This is a genomic window from Alteromonas stellipolaris (assembly GCF_001562115.1).
Lineage (GTDB): Bacteria > Pseudomonadota > Gammaproteobacteria > Enterobacterales > Alteromonadaceae > Alteromonas > Alteromonas stellipolaris.
On sequence record NZ_CP013926.1, the window covers coordinates 2363604 to 2384829 of the forward strand.

Sequence of the window (21226 nt, forward strand, 5' to 3'; positions counted from 1 at the left end):
TTACTAGGTATGTAATGTGATAGATGAAAGGGATTTTAAATGGTCGATGTAGTTATTGTAGAAGTAAATGGTGAAGTGTTGGTAGAGCGCCCAGAAACGGGTGAGCAATTTGCTGTCCGTGAAAACACCACCTTATTGGATGGAGACAGCCTTACAATCCCCGATGGTAGTACAGTGCTTGTCAGTATTGATGGCATTGTGAGAGAGTTACCTGCTGGCCAAACTGTTACTTTCCCTCTTCAATTGGCCTTTTCAGATGTTGACAGCGATGACGAATTTGCTGTTTTCGACGACAGCGTCGAAGATCTTAATGCATTGCTTGATCAAACTGGAGATAGCCAGGATCTCGACCAAGATTTTTTAGACGTACTTGCTGGCGATGATGATATTTTAGAGTCGTTAGAAGCCACCGCTGCTGGTTTAGATGGTGGCGGCGGTGCAGGTGGCAGTAACTTTGTTCGTGTCGACAGAATTAATGAAAATGTAGATCCCGTCGCTTTCGAATTTGAGCAAGGCGCCAACGATAACGAAGAGATAACGTCGGAACAGTTGGGTGACGGCGGTGACGAAGCCGCAGACATTACCATCACACTCGACGCTATTCCTCTTAATAACGACTCTACCCCGACCTTATCGGGCAACACTGACGCAACGCCAGGTTCTACCGTAACGCTAACGGTGACTGATAGCGCCGGTAACGTACAAACGCTTACCACCACTGTACAAGCTGATGGCACCTTCTCTGTGGATGTGCCTGTTGAATTAGCGGAAGGAGAATATTCCGTTGAAGCCAGCGTTACAGATGCCGCAGGCAATACTGCAACCGATGCAAATACCGGCGAAATTGACACGACTGCACCGGCCATTTCGTTAGATGCACAAGGCACAAACAACGACACTACGCCTACCCTGTCAGGCACTACTGATGCCGCACCAGGTTCGACCGTAACGCTAACGGTGACTGATAGCGCCGGTAACGTACAAACTTTTGCTAAATCTACACCAGTGAGCATATTATACATACATGGACTCCTACCTAACCTTTGTGTGTGACAACGTAAATGTTAGACCAACCTATTAGGTTGTGGAGTCCAATTATCTCGCTGGGACGCATACACGCGGGGCGGCTTCGCCATTATGCCCCACGTGCCTGCGCCCGTTATTGAAAAGTTAGATGGCACGGAAAGCTCAATGAAAACCCTAATTATCACTGATATATTCGGTAAAACCGAACCTTTAACCGAATTGGCTTCATTAATTTGTCAGGAGCATTTGATCTTAGATCCGTACAATGGCAAAAATATGGATTTTTTAGATGAGGAAACGGCCTATCGTTATTTCTCGGAAAATATCGGTCTCAAAAATTACACTTGCGCACTCAAAAACTTACTAGTAAACACCTCTGCGCCTATTCAACTTATTGGATTTAGTGTTGGTGCATCAGCAATCTGGAATATCTCAAACGATGCAACGATTTGTCATAATGTAAAAAGCGCAATCTGCTACTACGGCTCACAGATAAGAAATAACAAAGATATCACTCCTTTATTTCCTATCGAACTGCGATTTCCAATCAAAGAGGAACATTTTTCAGTTGGGGAGCTTATTTCTAGTTTAAGCAACAAATGTAATGTTAAAATCAAACAAGTCCCTCACTTACACGGCTTTATGAATAAGTACTCTAATAATTATAACCAAGAGGGGTTTAAATCTGAGATTCAGACTTATGAGAAATGTGCCATCTAACAAACGACTATGGTTTCAACTCCCTCGTTAAACCGTTTTTTCTTCTCACGTGACTCCATCTCTAACCATTGAGATTAATATGACAACCATCTTCCTCACACAGGCAATGATGGCGACTTTCTTCGGTTTCCCTGCGGCCACTAACCTCTTATAAGTGGCTTTAAACTTAGCATTGCACTGCATCGCTGACATCATGGCCATAAATAAGACCGTTCGAAATTGACGTCGCCCTCCTTGAGTAATTTGCTTACCCTTATATCGGCCACTTTCTTTGTTCGTCGTAGTTGAATATCCGTCGAGATATTGGTTGGATACCGATAACTATGCGCAACCTCAATGAGTAAACGCCTTGCTCTGCCGTTGCCGGCTTTAGTAACAGCGCCTAAATGCCGCTTTTCACCTGATGATTGCTCACTAGGCACTAGCCTTAAATACGCCATAAGCTTTCTCGGGTGGTCGAATCGGTGTAAATCACCAAGTTCCGCAACAACCCCAACCCCACTAGCAGCCTCACACCACGCATTGCTTGAATCGCTTTAACGACAGGATAATAACGCCACTGGTGTACATGATGGGTTAGCTCATTGTCCAGCCTTTCTAAGCGGCTAATCCGCTCTTCAATAGTCTGCAGCTGTTCCTGCAATACGATTTGCTGCGCCGGATGAGGTAATATCAGTTCGGTCAGCCACCGCAGATGTTTTTTGACCAATTTGCTGTACCTTCGTAACGAATATTACTTCGAAGCAACACCGCTTTGAGTTGGTACTTGGCTTCTTTTAAATTCTTCATTGCCGCTTCGCGAGCGCGGGATAAGTCACGTACCGCTTCATCTTCAGGCTCAGGAACATAGATAGGTGTAAGATCTTCCGACTTTAGCAACTTCACTAATTTAAGTGCATCACGGCGGTCAGTCTTAATCCGTTCACCAGGCTTTTTGGGTATAAGGGACGGCGCTACAACATAGCAACAATGCCCTGCTTCGTAAACCACATGAATTGTCGCGCCCGGATACTTCGATTCAAACTGACGAATGAGCTTTTTGACGCTGACTTTTGAAGAAGGAATGCGGCCATAGTGCACCGCACTTGCTCCACGCGGCTCTTCACGATAAGCCACTTCATGGAATTTTTTGTGAGTATCTAATCCTAAAAAAACTATGCTATGTTTGTTCATGCTAGCCTCCAAATGATTTAGTCTTAAGCAAACTAATAATGGACTCCGACCGGCGCTCCGGTGGCTATTTAAGCTAACCCACGAAAATGCGGAGGCTAGCATTTCTCAGGGAGTCATTGTGTCTATGCCCAATCAAGGAAGAGTTTAGCTACATGAACTTAGTGCTTTTTGATTTCGATAAAACCATAATAAATAGAGATACTGGCGCTGCGTACATGAAGTTCATGCTTTACCGAAACCCTTTACGCCTATTGTTTTGTTGTCTGTCATTGCCAATCTCTACCCCATTTTTATTCCATGCGAAGACTAAATATATAGGATTCTCGATACTTTTATAGTTAGCAACACTTGGAATCAGCACCAAGAAAATTGTTTATCTTCGTAAGTCGTTCATCCGAATGTACCTCAATGACAGCTCAACTATAATTTTTAAAGACGCTGTCCAAAAACTATTCTTACACTTTTCAAATACAGATGAAGTTGTAGTCGTTAGTGGGGCTTCAGACTGGATGGTCAAAGCCATTTTCACTCATAATCATTTCCCTAACGTAAAGTTCGTCTGCTCTAAAGAAACTCGCTTTTTCGGCGGCATTATTAGTAAATTTCACTGTTACGCATCTAGAAAAGTAGAACGTGTCCAGGAACTTTTTGATTTAGAAAAATATGACTTAATTATTGGCTACTCAGACAGTTCAGTCGATATCCCAATACTTAAACTTTGCAATAAGCGATATATTGTTAACCCTACCCCAAGTTGCTTTAAAAAATTTACTAGGTCGTTCAATAAGGAAATGGTAATTTTAAGTTGGGCATAACAAACGAATAAATTCGCTCCTACGTTCGCTGGGACAAAAACACGTAGGCTCCCTGCTCTTCGCTTGGTATTTTAACCCATATGAATACGAAGCGGCATATGCTTAACATGGATGTCCACTTTTAGTGGGTAAGACCAATCCCAGTAAAACATCGCCTGTCGCCCCACTGTCGTGTGAATTTCGTAACCGACAATAGATTAAAACATGGATAGTCCCCTCTCACATTGGTAAGGAGCCCGAATGATAGTCAAACGTCTTAGAGAAAAACGAAACTGGTCGCAAGAACAACTTGCCACGTTAAGTGGCTTGAGCACGAGAACTATTCAACGAATAGAAAGTGGAAATAAAGCCAGCATAGAATCTCTTAAAGCCCTTGCCTCTGTGTTTGAAATTGACATTTCTAAACTTCAAGAGGAAATTATCGTGATAGACAAAACATCTAAAGAATGGAACAAAGAGCCATTGTGGGTCAGGTTTTCGTTTTGGGGAGTAAAAGCAAGAAAGCAAATTATCATGTTAGAAATGATAACCGTGCTCTTGGGCCTACTAACTTGGCTCATAAAACCCGACGTATTTGCCACGCCGGCATTTTTTCTTTTAGCTTACATCTTTTCTAACATGAAGCATTATATTGATACGAAAAAATATTGGTGAGTGGCGATATAAAAAATTCAATAAACTCACTTCTTTCGCTGGGACGCACACGAGCAGGGCGATTTCGCCATGATGCCCTACGTGCCTGCGCCCCACATTTGAAATGTTAGGCGCTTTTAGGATAATCAATGCTTATCAATCCTTTAGTTGAACTTGAAGATAGCTATTTAAACTACATCAAAGAATTGGGTAGCGAAGAACGTTATCCCTATCCAATGGATTTAGATTACTCAAACTTTCCTGCTTTTGTTCAGTTGCTAAACGATTATTCAGAGGGTATCAACTTACCCAGTCACATGGTGCCCAATACCACTTTCTGGCTTATCGAAAACCAAGAAATTATTGGCTGCTCCCATTTACGGCACACATTAAACGACTCATTAAAACATGCTGGCGGACATATCGGGTTAGGTGTAAGGCCTCGTTATCGCGGCAAAGGCGTTGGAAAACGTTTGTTATCTCAAACCATCGAGCGAGCTAATAGAATGGGTATTTCAGCGGTGCATATTCACTGCTACAAAAGCAATATCAGCTCTACAAAGCTCATAGAATCTTCTGGCGCAATACTACATTCAACTATAGATTTAGAGGATAGTTCGGAAACGGTACTTAGGTTTATTCATGAGCACACCTAACAACTTAATAAACTCACTTCGTTCGCTAGGACGCATACACGTGTGCTATTTCACGTTTAACCCTACGCGGCATTACCCCTATTTGGAGCGCTAGCAGTCAATGGAAGCTACGAAGACAACATCATTTATAGCTGGTGCACTAATAATACTCAGCGATGCTGTTATTGAATTTTATTCTTTTCCATGGGGCGTTTTCGCGTTCATTTTCTTCTTTTTATTTATTTTTTTAGTTATTGGTAAGCAAATTACTAATGAATATGAGCGCCAAATACACAGAAGGCACGAACTAGATGAAAACCCATGGAAAGACACTGTGAGTTTACGTTTTAACTTCAATTTAGTTGTACGTTTATTGCTTTTTTGTTTAGGTATAATATCTACAGTAGAACTAATAAACTTAGAATTTGGCATTCAACAACCCGTTTAAATCATTCGCGCTGCTAGCTAGGTCGCTAATACATGGACAGTATCTCTTAGCTCCTAATTTTAGCCCACATATATTTGCCATTTCCTGGTGGGGGTTAAGTTTCAATCACACTTTTGTATAAAAAAATTTTAGTGGTTCTGTAATAAATTTCTTAGATTTAAGACTACTATCTTTGACAATCAGGTTTTATTGTCAATTTCATTAAATCAGTAGTTAATATTAAGGGCGAATAAAATGGAATACATCGATAGTATTTTGGCAAGTGACAACTACGCATTTATAGGCTTTTTACTCGTTGGGGTTTTAATCCTCTGGTTCCTTCCAGCATTGCTTGCTTTGGCTTTTAATAGAAAGCAATTCAAATATATATTGCTTGCTTGTATTCCCGCGGGCTTTTCTCTAATAGCATGGGGAGGAGTAATGGTTTGGGCTACAACGGGCAAAGCAATTGGTAAATATGCAAATAAAGCCAGTAGTGAGAATTAAAAAGTACATATACGCCCTGCCTTACAAAACTGAATAAGGAACAAGATGCCAATTAGAAAATGGATATTTCAATACAGTATCGCTTTGCCCCTGGTATTCGCGTTACTTTCAGGCATTCAATACATTAAAGGACATACGCTTTCTTACTCCGTCGTTTTTGGTATAACGTGGTCTTTTATTTCAGTAGCTATATTTGCCACTCGAAGAGCTTATAATTTTAAGAAAAATATCGACTGCCAATTATGTAACGACTTAACCCAAAGTGATTCACATCAAAAGTAGGTTTAAAACATTACTTATGGGTTATTTACCAAGTAAATTCACTTGTTGCGCGGGCTGGGATTAAAACAAGTGTGCTGACTTGCTTCACCTCTGAGCCGTTTAGCATTAGCTAATCTTAAATAGTAATGAAACAAACTTTAAAAAGTAACATCTTTTAAAAAATGAAAGGAAGCAAACGGTGTTGAAAATAGTTAAATATTTTAGCTTTATAGTTCTCATCATATTAATTTTGTTAGTTGGGTTTGTATTCATTACTCCAATGACATTCGACTCTAGTACTCCCCCTTTGAACTATGGAAAAGTTGATGCTGAGCTGTTTTTGGGTGAAGGTAAGGAACAGCCTTTACTTGTATACTTTGGCGGTAGTGAAGGCGGAAATAGTATGACAAAGCCTCATAACATTAAAGAAAGACAGCAGTATATTGATCAAGGATATGCGATGTTAGCTGTTGGATATTTTGGTATGGAAGGTATACCTCAAGAGCTAGATCGAATTTCTTTAGATGCTATTTATAATGAAATAGTTCTAACATTAAATAACCCAAGACTAAATTCGAATTGTGTCGCTGTTATGGGGGGCTCTAAGGGAGCTGAATTAGCACTTACCTTGGCTTCTAAATACACACGAATCAATGGTGTTGTTTCATTAGCTGGAAGTCATGTTGTATTTGCCGGCCCTTCTTTTTTTGCTGATGGCAAAACCTCTTCATTTATGTTTAATGACCAAGAGCTCCCTCACGTACCACTAACGCTGAATATTTTACCATCAGTTTTAATGGGCAATTTACGACGTGCTCATGAAATAGCACTAATGGATATTGATTCGGTCGAGGAGGCTAGAATAAAGGTAGAGGATGTTAATGGACCTATCTTATTAGTTTCCGGTGAAAAAGATCACATATGGCCTTCACAAGAAATGTCAGAAGAAGTAATAGAGAGATTAAAAACAAAGGGCTTCCCCCATCCTTTTAAACATATCGCTGTACCTAACGGAAATCATTTTCAACCTCAAAATGATTTCCAACCGGAAGTGATTAAATTTTTGAATGAAAAATTCTTGCCTTACTGCGATGCTCATCATCAGAACATCGCCGTTGACACCCAAAAAAGCATTTAAGCTCGTAAACTCGTTCGCAAAATTAACAATACGCTATTGTCGCTGTGCTCAATAATGCTTAAGCTTATGTTGACGTTTTACAAGGATGATTTATGAAACCAGTACTTTTAATATTGTTACTAGGCCTGTATGCATGTTCCCCTTCCCCTGAAGATTTAGCGAATATAGCAAGTCAGCAGTTCAGGGAAAGTGGCGAAACAGAAGAGACTTGGCTACATGACGGTGAACTCCATTTTTCCACCGCATTCGAATGGCAAAAAGCTTCTTTTCAAAATAAACGGGCGACTTCTTCAGATTTTCTATTAGCGCTCGACGAACAAGGACGGCTGGTAATTAACATTGCTGACAATCAAAGTTTAAAAATACATAGCGAAGAACTTACCCGAAAATTAAACAAGCAATTCGAAATTATTGGTCCGGCAGTTCATAACAAAAACAAATACAAAGACCAATTAATTAGTGATTCCGTCGTTTTAATAGCATCTCAGAATGGTTGGCTAAAAAACATATAACAAATAAATCAACTAATAATAAGCGGGGCTTTAAGCTTTCTAGCCGCAAACTTTCCACATAATCAGTTTTTAACGTAGGTAAATAAATGGAACTCAATCAGGTTACTTTACCAGTAAGCAATATGGATGATGCTGTTGGTTTTTACTTAAAGCTTGGCTTCACACAAATTGTCGACACACCTCACTATGCTAGATTTTCTTGCCCAAATGGAAACGCTACATTTTCTTTATCTCTTGAAAATGAAGTGTTTGAAAATAAGTCGGTAATTTATTTTGAACACGAACACCTTGATGAGCTTTACCAAAATTTATCTCAAAAAGGTATTCAGTTTATACAACCCCCTACTGAGCAAAGTTACCTTTGGAAAGAGGCTATTCTAAAAGACCCTTCTGGTAATAAGATCAAACTCTACTGGGCGGGCGAAAACCGCTTAAATCCGCCGTGGAAAGTAGAAATACGCGAGTAACACGCACTTGAAAGTACTCGTTAGATTGCTTGCTTTAAATATCAGTAAATTATTTCTAGCCGTCTATTGCGGCGTTTACATCAAGGAAGAATTGTAATGTTCGTCGTAATGTTTGAGTTCGTAGTAAAGACTGGATATGAAGAGCAATTTCTTTCCGCATGGCCCAAAACCACGCAAGGTATTTTCCTATTCAAAGGAAGTCTAGGTTCTCGTTTACATAGGCATAAGAACGATACTTTTATCGCTTACGCTCAATGGCCAGATGAAGAAACCTATCGCCAAGCCGCTAAAATCGAAATGAGCGCCGCATATGAACAGCAACGTCAATTAATGCGAGAAAGCCTTAATTTAGAATCAACAAAAACCTTGTATGAAATGGAAGTTGAAATTGATTACTTACATCGTAGAGTCTTTGATGTATAACAATAAATTGAGCAACGGCTGACACGGCCTAAGTCGTAAACATGGTTGCCAACTGGCTTCGTAATAAGTGTCTTAAGGGCTAAATTTATGGCAAGAGAAAAATGGTACAGAAACCCAGAGATGATAATCGCACTCACAGCTCTGTTTATTGGACTGCTTACCGCTTTCATTTCAATTTACTCTGCTTACACTGACCGCGCCTATGCTAAAGCTTCGGTATGGCCTAAAATTGAAATTTCTAGAAGCCATAATACTAATTCTTTTAGTTATGGCGTTGCCAATAAGGGAACTGGCCCAGCGCTCATCAAGTACGCAAAAGTTTATTCGGGTACGAAATTTCTAAAAAAATGGTCAGAATTTCCAGAATTCAAAAATATATCTCAATCCCATTTAAATAATACTACTTTGCCGTCGGGTCACTCTATAACACCTCTAAAATACAAAGGTGAGTCGGTTTCGGATATATTAGCTATAGATGATAATATTGAAATAGAGCTCTGTTATTGCTCAATTTATGAGGATTGTTGGGTAGTTGATCGCACAAATATAACCCAACCAGTTAATTCATGTTCAGTCCGCTCTGAACACGCATTTTGGCAATGAAGTAATTAGTTAGATTGGCGCTTAGTCAGTTCTATTGTTGTGGTAACTGATGTAGCCAAATCAGATTTAGAATTATCCAAAGGTGCATGGATACTTTATTTAGCTTACATATTACCGCCCTCATTGGATTGTTATTTTTAAGGAATATATGCGTAGCATCCAAATTTTAGGCTTAATATGCGCACTGGCTGCTCTAGTAGTTACGTACTGGTCAATGTTTATCATAACTCCGGTATCAAATGGGTCTGCCGCAAGTTCGGTCGGCTTAGTATTAATGTTTGTTGTCGTTCCTTTATTTGGACTTTCTGCCACTTTATTAATCCCATCTTCCTTAGCTTTACTGAACGCTAAGTTAAGGAGAGCCACCTTTATTTTCGGAAAATTTTGGTACGGTATATGGGCCATTAATAGCTTTTTTTTCATTGGCCTATTTAGCTATCGGGTTATACTTTTGTTCCCTGTATCTTGTTGTTGGGCTTGTAAATTAATTGGGCTATTACTAAAGCCTTTATTTCGAACTGGTAACGGCTGAAGGTATTTTCGCTTTACCATAAACTCCAACGCGCCTCCAATTGGCAATATTTGATCTAGCTAAAACGGCAACTCGTTAGGCATTGGAAAAAGGGAAAAGCTAATGAGACAGTTTCTTTTAGGTTTGTTTGTATCAACCCTGCTTGGTGCTGCTATTTTATTTTTTTCACCCTTTTTTATCGGTGAAATTGAGCCTTGGATCTCATCCTATTACTACACTGGCGCGCTACTATTGGCAGGGTTTATAGTGCTTATTGATCGGCATGCTTCTTACGAAAGCGTTTTTATAGGCATTATGCTTTAGCAAGCTATTTGCTTGTTTAATTTTATACCTGTAGATTCACTGGTCGGGGTCGCCTTGGTTATTATGGCCTTCAAGAGCTTATTGTCTTGTGTAGGTCTATTGTTAAAGTCCGCACTTATTAACATTCTGTACGTGATTAAAGGGGATGCCTAACACCATGTTATCTGCAAAGCTGCGCCCTACTCACTCGCCGTTTGAAAGATAATCTTAATTGCCTTAGAGAATTTCACATAACAATTTAAAAATAGGGAAATATATAGTGAAAAGGATACTTTACGGATTGTTACTTATATTGGGAAGCCAATGTAACGCGTGGTCAGTTGAAACAGTATTTACAACCGAAGACTTAGTTATAAATAGTAAAAAGCTTGGTGAAACACGTAACCTTGTAGTGTATTTGCCTGCAGGTTACTTAAAAAGCGACGCACACTACCCTGTATTGTATGTAACAGATGGTGATATTCAGGGGCCTCATACTGCGGGTACGATAGATTATTTGGCAAAATTCGATCAGGCACCACAGATGATTATTGTGGGTATTGTGAACCCTCGTGAAACACGCGAAAGAGACTTAACCTTAACCAGTGCAAATAATCAAAACCCACAGCAGTTAGTAAATGCAGACCTGTTTTTAGCTTTTGTTGAGCAAGAAGTGATACCCGAAGTAAAAGCGCGCTATCGTACTTTAGATTACCAAGGGTTGGCTGGCACCTCACACGGGGGACAATTTGCTATTAATGCTTTAGTGAAACGACCAGGTTTGTTCAATGGTGTTGTAGCAGTAAGCCCATCTCTATATTGGAATAAAAGCCAGTTACTTACATTAACTGAAAACGCGTTAAAGCAAGGCAGTTTACAAGGGCGTTTGTATATTTCTATAGCACAAGAAGAGCCTACAATGACTGAGCCCTTCGCCAACTTTGTTGCACTAACAAAGCGTTACCCTAACCAGCAATTTGCTGTAACCAGCCAAATGTTTAGTAATGAAACGCATAACACCACTGCATTACTTGGTCAGTACTATGGTGTGAAGTATTTATTTAATGGTTGGGCAATACCTGAAACACCGCAAACCTTAGCCGATTTACAGGCTATCTTTGCAACACGTTCGTCATTGTTAAAAACATCGATGATTATTCCCGAAGATCGGGCTGCTGGTTATGGGCAGTGGTTACAGTATTTAAACAGGCAAGACGATGCGCTAGCCCTGCTTAAATGGAATACAGAAAATTACCCACATTCTTTAAATGCACATACCGCACTGATCAATGCTTACCTTCATTTTAATATGGAAGATGAAGCTAAACAGGCGCTTGGTACAGCGTTGCGGTTAATTAAAGGGCTTAGCACAGAACAAAAAGAACAACTTCAAAGTTTGTTCTCTTAACGTATAAAGCCCTTCAAGTAGGTTAAGCCGCTTTATTTTATAGCGCCTACCCTGCGGTTTTAGATGATTTTTGCACAGCGCTATTCAGTTGATTTAGCTCTTTTTCCGTAAGGTTACGCCATTGGCCTGGTTTTAAATTACCTAGCTCTAAGTGCATGATGCGTGTGCGTTTCAGTTTAGTCACTTCGTAGCCGAGAAATTCGCACATGCGCCTGATTTGTCGGTTTAGGCCTTGGGTTAGAATAATTGAAAACTGAAACTTGCCACGTGCATTTACCTTACACGGTTTAGTCACGGTGCCTAAAATCGGTACGCCTTTTGCCATTTTTTGAACAAAACGTTCACTAATGGGTTGGTTAACGGTAACTTCGTATTCTTTATCGTGGGCATTTTCAGCACGCAAAATTTTATTCACAATATCGCCGTCACTGGTCAGAATAATCAATCCTTCTGATGGCTTATCAAGTCTGCCTACTGGGAAGATTCTTTGTTTGTGCTTAATGGCATCGATAATATTACCTTTTACATGGCGCTCGGTGGTACAGGTAATGCCAATGGGCTTGTTGTATACCAAGTAAATGCGGTCTGATTTGTCTTCGGCCACGGCTTTAACAAGCTTACCATCAACCTTCACCTGATCGCCCTGCGCTACTTTAGTACCCAGTTCAGGCAGCTTATCGTTAATGGTAACCCGATTTTGCTCAATCAATTTATCAGCTTCACGTCGTGAGCACAGTCCAGTATCACTGATATATTTATTAAGACGCTTTGTTACCTCAGAGGTCATGCTAAAAGTCCTTACCCTTTCGCTTCTAAACGATAACGTGAGTAAACCTCGCCGGTTTTACTCTCAATGTTGTTACCATTAATTTTACTATAAAAAAAGCGAGCTAAAAGCTCGCTTTTTTAACATTCAGTTAGTATTAATATTCCCACCAACACTCTTGCCACCACTCAAGGAATTCCTCGAAATCGATATAGCCGTCGTTATTGCTGTCTATTAATTTAAAACCTTCCTGTACATGGCTGGCTTTTGTTTTTGGAGAAATAACGGTTAATAACTCGATAAACTCCGTTAAATCAATTTGACCATTACCATCTTGGTCGAAGAAGGTGAAATCTTTCTTTATTTCTTCAATTTTTTCGTCTGAAAGTTGAGCGGTCACACGCTTTCCCTTTTTTAGCAACTACATAGAGGGTGAGTTTAACGCCCTTATTGAGTAGTGTCTATGCTTGATTTTCTCTTGCTTTTAATGCGCGCTCACGTTGTAAGCGGGCCTTTTCTTCACGTTTTTGTTCCATAGTAATTCGTGCCTCTGTACCCACGTGTTCTTGCTTTCTCATCTTGGCAAGATTCACCTGCTTTTCGCGCTCACGAAAACGGGAAAGTTGATCTTCTGTATGGGTTCCAAAACAATGCGGGCAGCTTACGCCAGACTCATATTTTTCACTTTGCATGTCTTCATCGGTAATCGGTAAACGACAGGCATAGCACTGATGATAATCACTTTTTTCAAGATCGTGATTCACAGCCACACGATTATCAAATACAAAACAGTCGCCTTCCCACAATGACTCTTCTTTTGGTACATCTTCTAAATACTGAAGAATACCGCCTTCCAAGTGGTATACCTCATCAAACCCCTGCTCTTTTAAATAAGCCGTAGATTTTTCACAGCGAATACCGCCGGTGCAAAACATGGCCACTTTTTTGTTTTTTTCTGGGCTTAATGTTTTAGCGACATACTCTGGAAACTCCCGAAAAGTTTCAGTTTTAGGGTCGATAGCGTGCTTAAAAGTACCAATTTCGATTTCATAACCATTTCGAGTATCTATCACAGTCACATCGGGGTCGCTAATAAGCGCGTTCCAGTCGGCTGGTTTCACGTACGTACCTACGGTTTTACGTGGGTCGATACCTTCAACACCCATGGTGACGATTTCTTTTTTGAGCTTAACCTTGGTGCGGTAAAAAGGCTGTTCTTCGTGAAGTGATTCTTTACAAGAGATAGGATTAATTCTCTCGTCGGCATTAAGATATTGAAGTAATCCATCAATACCTTCTCGCGTGCCTGAAACTGTGCCATTGATGCCTTCGCTGGCAAGTAAAAGCGGACCTTTAATGCCATTAGATTCCATGGCAGTTAATAGGGGTTGGCGCATGGCCTCGAAGTTTTCAAGCGCAACAAATTTGTACATCGCGCAAACGATATATTTAGACATAGTAATGTTAACCTTTGCTAGTTGGAACGTAAAACCAGTGCAAAAATGCGGCGCGCACTATATCAAATCAGTTTTAACATTTCCAGTTAGGCAGCAAGAAAGGACTCAGACTGCTCAATGATGTCACTAAGCATGGTGTTGTCTTCACCAATAGAGGAGGAATAAGTAGCGGCAATGCGCTTTTGCGTTGCTAACGAACAGTTAGTAATAATATCTTGCCTGATTTTCTTAGCGTCATTTGTTTGTGCAAGTGGCACTGGGTGCATTTCATTGTGAAGGCGTACTTCATCAAACTGCAATGATGAGGGCTCTTGCTGTGTTACTTGATGCGCTATTTTTTGAGACAATCGATTCATGTGTAACCAATCTGACTCACTCGCAAAAAGTGGTGCTTTGCGGTAAAAGTTAAGCGCTTCTAGTCGTTGTGTGATGTCACTACTGGCTTCGTCTTCGCTAGGGCTTTCTATCGATATTGTATCGGCAAGCGCACTTTGCTGCATTGCCAAATACAAAGCAAAAAGCGTGGCATTACCCGCTGCTTTTGACAGCGTGCCGTTCCATTCCCATGCCATACTGGGATCTATGGATTTAATTGTGTTTATATCGTTATCAGACACAAAAATAAGACGATTTAAAATTCATACCTATAGTGTCGGCAAGATAATGTTTTTCTTAAGCTTATTCTTGCCCTTATCGTTATTTTAAACAATCATGTATAGAACCTCTCAAGTAGTTAAAGTGTCATGGTTATCATTGGATGAAAAATGAACTTTTCGAATAAGCAGGTGCTTATTGTTGAAGATCAACGCCCTTTTCTCTTATTACTACGTGGATTATTGCATTCCATGGGCGCAAGTGACGTTGTTACCAAGTCTTCTGCGGAAAAGGCGCTGTCACTGTGTAAAAAGCAGAAATTCGATATTATTGTTTGCGATCTTCATTTAGGGGTAGACAAAAAAAACGGTTTCGAGCTTATAGAAGAGCTGAGAATAAAGCGCTTAATTAAACCCACCACCGTGTTTATATTAATTAGCGCTGATAGTGCGCGCCCTGTAGTACTTGGCTCTATTGAACGACGCCCTGATGATTATCTTATTAAGCCCTTTTCACAGGTACAACTTAAAACCCGTATTACCCGCGCATGGCAAAAACGACAGTTTTTAGGGGCGGTATTACAAGAGGTGGCCAATGAAAATATCAACGATGCTATCGATTTGTGTGAAGATCTTATTAGTACCCCATCACCCTATACAGGCACGTGTGAGCAGCTTTTAGTTGAACTGTATTTGCGCCTAGAACAATACGACAAAGCACTGGATGTACTTGCGCCTTACTTAGAGGGAAAGCCAATACTTTGGGCTAAGGTTGCGTTGGCAAAAACCTATCTAGCTTTAGAAGAATTCGATAAAGCCATTGGTATTGCCGAGGATATTATTAAACGCAACCGGTTTAATGCCGAGGCCCATGATGTATTGGCGAAAGCCAATGATGCAAAGGATCAGGGCGAAGCCGCGATTTCTGCGATTAAGCATGCCATAAAACTTTCGCCCTTTTCTTTGCCTAGGCATTTTAGTGCATGCTCCATAGCGCGAAACCATAAGGATTACATTTTAGCCTCTACCTCTAGTTTGGCCATATGGGACTTATCGAAAAGAACCGTACATCAGAACAGCCTGCATTGGTGTGGATTTATTCGAAGCTTGCTTGATGTCGCCGAATATACCGATGACAAACGCACGCGAAATCGCTATCAACAAGAAGCTTTGCTTGCCCTCCAACGGGGTAAGTTTGATGAAAACATATTACGTATAGACGAAGATTTTGATGTCAGTATTTTTGGCAGCATTATCAACGCTCGCGTTAATGCTATTGATGGGAAAATGCTTGATGCCAAAAAGAATTTGGCGCAATCACAAGCTGCCATAGACGAAAAGTACACCACGCCGCCAATCACATTTATACCGGATAGCCTTAAAGTCATGTACGACCTTGGTGAATTTGAAGACGCACTGCAACTTCAAGACATCATTAAACAGCAGAATTTAGAATTCGATTCTAATAGCGACTTCTTGTTACGTTCAGAGACGACAAAAGTCCAACAAAACATGACTAATTATCAGCAGTTCAACCGTGAAGGCATTCAGCTTTACCAACAAGGCCAATATGAAAAAGCAAAAGACTCCTTTGCCCTTGCACAAGGCTTTTCGCCGGTAAATACAGGTGTAGCCCTCAACCTATTACAGTGCTTATTACAGATATTAAGCAAAAACCAAAAGCCAGATCCTGATTTATTTAAAGAATGTCGTCGACTTTATAAACTTATTGATGACATGCCACTAAAGGTGCAACACGAAGAGAAATACTCTACGCTACGTAACGACTTAGACACTTTTATGGGAATTACATAATGACAATAACCCTAATTGAAAAAATCTGTGCGCTTGCTAGCCTACTTTCAGTTGTAGCACTTAATGGATGCAGCCAAACCCCACCTTGTGAAGATATTGTAGAAGTAAATCGTCAATTACATGTATGCAAAAGCTTGTCGAAAGTGATGAATGATAATCGCTACCCACAGCAAGCGATGTCAGCGAAAAAGCGTTATGAAAGTGAATGTGAAAACTTCAGGTATTATCGCGATGATTACGACACTATTTGTAAGGGAGAGCAACAAGCCATTGGCAAAAAAGCCAAAGCGGCGGTTAACAAGGAAAGTTTACCTCCTAAAGATTATTAAGTAGCGGGTTGTTTTTTGATACCAAGCGTTATGCGGAGCTTTAAAGGCAGCACCTTACAGGCAACGTAAGGTTTTATTGGCGGTGTGGTTTTGATGTTGCCATGTTACCGTATGGTCTAGCGCCTTGTTCGTAGTAACATCTATTTAAAGAGGCGTTATCAAGTAGACGAGAAAAGGATGAAAACATGTCGAAACGCGTTGCAGTGCTAACATCGGGTGGTGATGCGCCAGGAATGAATGCTTGTATTCGAGCTATTGTTATAGCCTGTGAGAGACAAGGATTTACGCTGTTTGGTTACCAGCATGGTTATAACGGCTTACTTGAGCAAGAGTATGAGATACTTGCGCCTCAAGCAACGCACAACCTCATCCAGCAAGGGGGCACCGTACTACACAGCGCCCGTTGCGAACCTTTCAAAACCGACGAAGGAGCAAAAACTGCTGCCACTAACCTTACAAAACTAGAGGTTGATACCCTCATTGTGATTGGCGGCGATGGGTCTTTTAGAGGTGCTGATCATTTGGCAGATTTCTGGCACGGTCAAATTATTGGTATTCCAGGTACCATAGACAATGATGTCGCTGGCACCGATGCCACCATTGGTTATTACACCGCTATCGATACAGTCGTTTCATCAATCGATAAAGTCAGAGACACTGCAGACGCGTTTGAACGTATTTTCATTGTAGAAGTGATGGGCAGACATGCCGGTTTTCTTGCGTTGAATTCAGCCCTCGCCTCGGCGGCTGATTACGTTATTTTGCCAGAAACCTTTGATCAATGTGATGCAGAACTGGATAAAATTACTGGGCAAATTGAGAAGAGAAGACAACTCAAAGGCGCGATTAGCTTTATTATAGTGGTAGCTGAAAATGTGTGGCCTGGTGGACTTAACGATTTGGCCAACAAACTGGTATCAAAAACCCAGTCTGAAGTTCGCCCTGTAACGCTAGGTCATGTTCAGCGTGGTGGTTCACCGGTGAGTCAAGATAGGTTGCTTGCTACTAAGTTAGGCACCTATGCTGTGAGTTTAGTGGGTAGTGACACCAACGGCGTTATGGTAGGTGAACTTAATGGTACGCCCAGTGAAATTCCCCTTACACAAACATGGGAGAAGAACAAACCGTTAAACCCTTCTAGTATGGAAACCATGCTCACCATCATGAATGAACGATACTGAAATACGACTAATTAATTGCTGTAGCACTCGATAAATGGTTACGCATAACCCTGACTAAATACGATATATCAATAAGTTAACTCAATCAGTTAGTAGAAATAAAAATGCCCGATTTCTCGGGCATTTTTGAACAAATACGTTGTCTACGCTATCAGTTTAAGGCTTATAGACCCAAGCTTTTAGCGTTACATTTTCATCGCCGCTTTTACTTTGTCTCTATGACTACGACTTACTTTTAGTTCGGTGTCATTTTGCAAAATGAGGTGATACTCACCGCTAATGTGGCTTACTAATTTTTTCACAAAACGAATATTAGCGATAGCGGAACGATGTACTCTCACAAACCACTGAGGGTTAAGCTCTTGCTCGAGCTCCTTCATGGTTTTACGCATAATGTGCATACCATCTAATGCATGAACACACATGTAGTCACCCGCGGCATCTATCCACTGTATGTCTTGAACATTCACTCTGGTAACTTCAGAACCATCTTTAATGGCCAATACATCGGGGTAAGGATTGGTTTCAACCGGCTCACCATTGGCTAGCTTACGTAAGATTTCTTCGCAATCGTCGCCAGTCAACTCGGCCACCAAATTCACTAAGCGTTTAGACTGTTCATCTTGATGCTGTGTGGCGAAATATTCTCGCACTTTCACTAGGGCATCTTTAAGGCGTTCATCATCTGCAGGCTTTAATAAGTAGTCTAACGCATGCACATCGAATGCTTTAATCGCATAACTGTCATACGCAGTAACAAACACTACCATGGGGATAGGTTGGTTGAGCTCACGCAGCTTATGGATAACCTGAAAGCCATTTAGCCCAGGCATCTGAATATCAAGAAACACTAAATCGGGACGAAGTTGTGAAATACTACTTACTGCTTCAAGCCCATTTTGACACTCAGCAAGTACCTGAATGTCGTCATGACGTTCTAACCTAGCCCGAAGTCCACGGCGAGCGAGTGGTTCATCGTCTACCACTAGGGTTTTAATTACTTGCTTTGTCATGCGCATACATCCTTTACTTCATAGGGAATACGAATTCGAACTCGTACACCCGACGGCTGATTATCTTCAATAGAAAATGCGAAATTGCGTTGATACAGTGAATGCAATCTCTCTTTAATATTCGCCAGTCCAACACCATTTTCACGGCTTAACTGACCATCTACAATGTCGGCACCGGGCCCATTATCAGCCACATCCATTAGTAAGTCGTTTCCAAACGCGCGGGCTGTTATAGCAATTTGACCGCCATTCTCCATTTTAGAAATGGCGTGCTTAACAGCATTTTCAATAATAGGCTGTAATATCATGCTAGGAACAAGTGCGTTTTCACACTCTTCATCGATATTCCAGACCACTTCTAGCCTGTCATCAAATCGTACTTTTTCAATCTCAAGATATAACCGTAAGGCCTTTGTTTCTTGGCCTAAAGGCACTCGTTTAATAGGGTCGTTATCCAAAGAATAGCGCAAAAAGTCGCTCAAGCGAGAGACCATCGCTTCTGCGGTATCGTTTTCTTTTAGTAACACCAAGGTAGAAATAGCGTTTAGCGTGTTGAACAAAAAGTGAGGATTCAGCTGATAACGCAGCATCTTAATATGCGCTTGATGCGCCATGGTGCTGGCTTTAAGCGCATTTTGCTTTTCTTTTTGCAACATCTGGAAGTTCTTAATACCGAAGTAAACGCCACTCCAACAGCCCACCATGATGAGTGAGTTAATCGTATTGGTAAAATACATGTACCAAGCATCAGGCCTGTAGCCATGCTTGTAAATTTCCCAATAATTTATATTTTTAACCACAGCCCACAACAACGCAATCAGATAACAGGATGCAATTACTGTCATTAGCATGTTTAACGGCGACTGTTTTCTTGCCCAGCGATAGACGTAACGCAATGGTATAGTTAACAACCAGCCTGCGTAAGCATTGAGTAATATTATAAATACCCAAATTGGCCTTACATCGTGAAGGAACGAGCCAATATAATAGATGATGGCAAAACCTGCCCAGCCTGCGCTGTGCAATGTCCAAAATAACCTTTCGTTACTTTCAATAACGCGCTGAAAGCGGCTCACATGTTTACCAGTGGTTGAATTGATTGATAGATTATACGCAAGGTAAGCCTCTGTAGGAGCATCTTGGTCGTACTTCATATGCGACTTGTCGCACGCTTTGCTAAGATTAGTGACCGTAACTAATAACTAATATTCAATCTCTTAAGCCAATGCATCCACCACCATGCTGGGCCTACAAGTAAAAAGCGAAGATCTTCCAAAAATGAGGGCTTTTTACCTTCAATTTTATGACCGATAAATTGCAGTATCCACATCACAACAAACAGCGATAGACAGAACAGCCAAACACTAACGCCAAAGTAGGCAATAAGATTAATACCACCGAAACAAACAATGGTAAGCAGTGTCATGGCCGCACCAATGGGACCAGACAATTTGAAATAATAATACAGGATTGGAATGGCAACGATATGTGCCCAAGTCACATTGAAATTGGCAATGAAATCGGGCACGGGTATCGCCCAAATAAGCCCTAAGGTGACAAAATAGATACTAGGCACCGCAATGCCGTGAATAAGCACGTTGGTTTTATTTTGGTGGCTTTCGTTGTATTGCAGTAATAGCTTTTCAATCGTTCTCATAGCAAATTCCACTTATTGTTATAATAATTGCTTCAATTTTTTGTTGTGAACATCGTATTAACTAATTAGCGTATGGCCTGCTAAGAGTGCATTGACAGCATCGTCATCACTATCGAATTTCAAGCCATAATAAACAAAGTCTGATTCTAACTGGTGATTTTTGACAGTGGCATTCAACGTGGCTTCTTTACCATCGGTTGAATAAACTAATGCAATTTTAGTTTCATCAATCATGATGGGCCATTCAGGCTTGAGCGGCAGAGCTATACGGCAGCCATCGTTAGATATATCCACAATAATACCGGTCACATGTTCAGATTCAGGAAAGGCTTCACAGGACACTTTAACCGCTATACCCGGCTGCGCCCGCTTGTTAGCACGAAGGCCTATAGATTCTATGCGGCGTGGAAAGCTGGTAATTAATAACCCTGAGGGTTTAGCCAATAATTTGAGAACCTTTACCCTAAACGCTATAACTTGCCCGGCATCGCCTTCAAGTACAAAGCGTACTACTACGTCGTTACCCACCGTCAATAAGTCTCTGACAACTATCCATTTTGCGGAAGTGGGTATCTGGAATATCATGCAGGTAGCAAGTTCCATTCCTACATAAGCGGTTTTTACCCGCTTAGGTGCCGTTGGCGTCGTAATTTGTAAATCTACCACTGCACCCGGTGGCAAGGCACACAAATTATCGACGTCTTCTCGGTTAAGTTGACTACTTACTGCATTATCTGACATGTATTTAAGAACATTCTTATTATACTTACTCTAAATGTAACCAATTTTGTGTCGGCTGACAAAACCTTCTCTATCAGGCATGATGTCGCCATATTTTTAAGATACGAATAAT

Annotated in this window: 25 protein-coding genes and 2 pseudogenes; 16 read left to right on the forward strand and 11 right to left on the reverse strand. The window is 40.8% G+C overall.

Annotated elements, in window-relative coordinates:
- Nucleotides 1–39 precede the first annotated feature (39 nt).
- Both AVL57_RS10050 and AVL57_RS10055 read left to right on the forward strand, forming a co-directional pair.
- The gene (locus tag AVL57_RS10050; RefSeq protein WP_061093585.1) at nucleotides 40–1053 is read left to right on the forward strand and encodes a retention module-containing protein; all 1014 of its coding nucleotides are present in this window, start codon (nucleotides 40–42) and stop codon (nucleotides 1051–1053) included.
- A gap of 138 nt (nucleotides 1054–1191) precedes the next feature.
- A complete protein-coding gene (locus AVL57_RS10055) occupies nucleotides 1192–1746 on the forward strand; it encodes a dienelactone hydrolase family protein (protein WP_063457305.1) in 555 nt (184 codons plus the stop codon).
- A gap of 45 nt (nucleotides 1747–1791) precedes the next feature.
- Here AVL57_RS10055 and AVL57_RS21015 read toward each other — a convergent pair.
- Together AVL57_RS21015 and AVL57_RS10060 are read right to left on the reverse strand one after the other, a co-directional pair.
- Nucleotides 1792–2022, reverse strand: a pseudogene (locus AVL57_RS21015) (transposase); the annotation flags it as partial.
- Nucleotides 1965–2919: pseudogene (locus AVL57_RS10060) on the reverse strand (IS110 family RNA-guided transposase); the annotation flags it as partial. The pseudogenes AVL57_RS21015 and AVL57_RS10060, both read right to left, overlap by 58 nt.
- A 398-nt stretch (nucleotides 2920–3317) precedes the next feature.
- On the opposite strand from AVL57_RS10060, the gene AVL57_RS21510 reads away from it, so the two are divergent.
- The 9 genes from AVL57_RS21510 to AVL57_RS10110 all read left to right on the forward strand — a co-directional run bounded on the left by AVL57_RS21510 (nucleotide 3318) and on the right by AVL57_RS10110 (nucleotide 9340).
- On the forward strand, nucleotides 3318–3734 hold the full coding sequence (locus AVL57_RS21510) for a haloacid dehalogenase-like hydrolase (protein ID WP_057791731.1): 417 nt from the start codon (nucleotides 3318–3320) through the stop codon (nucleotides 3732–3734).
- A 240-nt stretch (nucleotides 3735–3974) separates the two neighbouring features.
- Nucleotides 3975–4388, forward strand: a complete 414-nt coding sequence (locus AVL57_RS10070) for a helix-turn-helix domain-containing protein (RefSeq protein ID WP_057791729.1) — start codon at nucleotides 3975–3977, stop codon at nucleotides 4386–4388.
- A gap of 128 nt (nucleotides 4389–4516) precedes the next feature.
- On the forward strand, nucleotides 4517–5023 hold the full coding sequence (locus AVL57_RS10075; RefSeq protein WP_057791727.1) for a GNAT family N-acetyltransferase: 507 nt from the start codon (nucleotides 4517–4519) through the stop codon (nucleotides 5021–5023).
- A gap of 661 nt (nucleotides 5024–5684) precedes the next feature.
- Entirely contained in the window at nucleotides 5685–5936 is a 252-nt protein-coding gene (locus AVL57_RS10085; protein WP_057791723.1) for a superinfection immunity protein, read from the forward strand.
- A 460-nt stretch (nucleotides 5937–6396) separates the two neighbouring features.
- A complete protein-coding gene (locus tag AVL57_RS10090) occupies nucleotides 6397–7335 on the forward strand; it encodes an acyl-CoA thioester hydrolase/BAAT C-terminal domain-containing protein (protein ID WP_057791721.1) in 939 nt (312 codons plus the stop codon).
- 92 nt (nucleotides 7336–7427) lie between these two features.
- A complete protein-coding gene (locus AVL57_RS10095; RefSeq protein WP_057791719.1) occupies nucleotides 7428–7847 on the forward strand; it encodes a hypothetical protein in 420 nt (139 codons plus the stop codon).
- Between the two features lie 86 nt (nucleotides 7848–7933).
- Nucleotides 7934–8314: a VOC family protein gene (locus AVL57_RS10100; RefSeq protein ID WP_057791717.1), complete on the forward strand. Its 381-nt coding sequence runs from the start codon at nucleotides 7934–7936 to the stop codon at nucleotides 8312–8314.
- 96 nt (nucleotides 8315–8410) lie between these two features.
- Entirely contained in the window at nucleotides 8411–8737 is a 327-nt protein-coding gene (locus tag AVL57_RS10105) for an antibiotic biosynthesis monooxygenase family protein (protein ID WP_057791715.1), read from the forward strand.
- 87 nt (nucleotides 8738–8824) lie between these two features.
- Complete coding sequence (locus tag AVL57_RS10110; protein WP_057791713.1) at nucleotides 8825–9340, forward strand: hypothetical protein; 516 nt, start codon at nucleotides 8825–8827, stop codon at nucleotides 9338–9340.
- 120 nt (nucleotides 9341–9460) lie between these two features.
- Here AVL57_RS10110 and AVL57_RS21190 read toward each other — a convergent pair whose 3' ends face one another.
- A complete protein-coding gene (locus tag AVL57_RS21190; RefSeq protein ID WP_057791711.1) occupies nucleotides 9461–9763 on the reverse strand; it encodes a hypothetical protein in 303 nt (100 codons plus the stop codon).
- 211 nt (nucleotides 9764–9974) lie between these two features.
- Between AVL57_RS21190 and AVL57_RS10120 the strand changes: the two genes are divergently transcribed.
- Complete coding sequence (locus AVL57_RS10120; protein ID WP_057791709.1) at nucleotides 9975–10175, forward strand: hypothetical protein; 201 nt, start codon at nucleotides 9975–9977, stop codon at nucleotides 10173–10175.
- 259 nt (nucleotides 10176–10434) lie between these two features.
- Entirely contained in the window at nucleotides 10435–11562 is a 1128-nt protein-coding gene (locus AVL57_RS10125) for an alpha/beta hydrolase (RefSeq protein ID WP_057791708.1), read from the forward strand.
- Nucleotides 11563–11608: 46 nt separating this feature from the next.
- Here AVL57_RS10125 and rluF read toward each other — a convergent pair whose 3' ends face one another.
- The 4 genes from rluF to AVL57_RS10145 form a co-directional block, all read right to left on the reverse strand.
- Entirely contained in the window at nucleotides 11609–12349 is a 741-nt protein-coding gene (gene rluF, locus AVL57_RS10130) for a 23S rRNA pseudouridine(2604) synthase RluF (protein WP_057791706.1), read from the reverse strand.
- Between the two features lie 136 nt (nucleotides 12350–12485).
- Complete coding sequence (locus tag AVL57_RS10135) at nucleotides 12486–12728, reverse strand: EF-hand domain-containing protein (protein WP_013784036.1); 243 nt, start codon at nucleotides 12726–12728, stop codon at nucleotides 12486–12488.
- Nucleotides 12729–12789: 61 nt separating this feature from the next.
- On the reverse strand, nucleotides 12790–13785 hold the full coding sequence (gene trhO / locus AVL57_RS10140; protein WP_061093586.1) for an oxygen-dependent tRNA uridine(34) hydroxylase TrhO: 996 nt from the start codon (nucleotides 13783–13785) through the stop codon (nucleotides 12790–12792).
- Nucleotides 13786–13871: 86 nt separating this feature from the next.
- The gene (locus AVL57_RS10145) at nucleotides 13872–14357 is read right to left on the reverse strand and encodes a VC2046/SO_2500 family protein (protein WP_082819605.1); all 486 of its coding nucleotides are present in this window, start codon (nucleotides 14355–14357) and stop codon (nucleotides 13872–13874) included.
- Nucleotides 14358–14549: 192 nt separating this feature from the next.
- On the opposite strand from AVL57_RS10145, the gene AVL57_RS10150 reads away from it, so the two are divergent.
- The 3 genes from AVL57_RS10150 (at nucleotide 14550) to AVL57_RS10160 (ending at nucleotide 17703) form a co-directional block, all read left to right on the forward strand.
- Entirely contained in the window at nucleotides 14550–16193 is a 1644-nt protein-coding gene (locus AVL57_RS10150) for a tetratricopeptide repeat-containing response regulator (protein WP_057791700.1), read from the forward strand.
- A complete protein-coding gene (locus AVL57_RS10155; protein WP_057791698.1) occupies nucleotides 16193–16522 on the forward strand; it encodes a hypothetical protein in 330 nt (109 codons plus the stop codon). The genes AVL57_RS10150 and AVL57_RS10155 overlap by 1 nt, the downstream gene beginning before the upstream one ends.
- 185 nt (nucleotides 16523–16707) lie before the next feature.
- The gene (locus AVL57_RS10160; RefSeq protein ID WP_057791696.1) at nucleotides 16708–17703 is read left to right on the forward strand and encodes an ATP-dependent 6-phosphofructokinase; all 996 of its coding nucleotides are present in this window, start codon (nucleotides 16708–16710) and stop codon (nucleotides 17701–17703) included.
- 185 nt (nucleotides 17704–17888) lie between these two features.
- Here the strand turns inward: AVL57_RS10160 and AVL57_RS10165 are convergent, their stop codons facing one another.
- The 4 genes from AVL57_RS10165 to AVL57_RS10180 all read right to left on the reverse strand — a co-directional run bounded on the left by AVL57_RS10165 (nucleotide 17889) and on the right by AVL57_RS10180 (nucleotide 21114).
- Nucleotides 17889–18716 (reverse strand): LytR/AlgR family response regulator transcription factor, encoded by an 828-nt coding sequence (locus AVL57_RS10165; protein WP_013784030.1) that lies wholly within the window; start codon nucleotides 18714–18716, stop codon nucleotides 17889–17891.
- The gene (locus AVL57_RS10170) at nucleotides 18713–19792 is read right to left on the reverse strand and encodes a sensor histidine kinase (RefSeq protein ID WP_057796143.1); all 1080 of its coding nucleotides are present in this window, start codon (nucleotides 19790–19792) and stop codon (nucleotides 18713–18715) included. The genes AVL57_RS10165 and AVL57_RS10170 overlap by 4 nt, the downstream gene beginning before the upstream one ends.
- A gap of 119 nt (nucleotides 19793–19911) precedes the next feature.
- Entirely contained in the window at nucleotides 19912–20373 is a 462-nt protein-coding gene (locus AVL57_RS10175) for an Mpo1 family 2-hydroxy fatty acid dioxygenase (protein ID WP_057791694.1), read from the reverse strand.
- 57 nt (nucleotides 20374–20430) lie between these two features.
- Nucleotides 20431–21114 (reverse strand): PilZ domain-containing protein, encoded by a 684-nt coding sequence (locus AVL57_RS10180; protein ID WP_057791692.1) that lies wholly within the window; start codon nucleotides 21112–21114, stop codon nucleotides 20431–20433.
- Nucleotides 21115–21226: the final 112 nt, after the last annotated feature.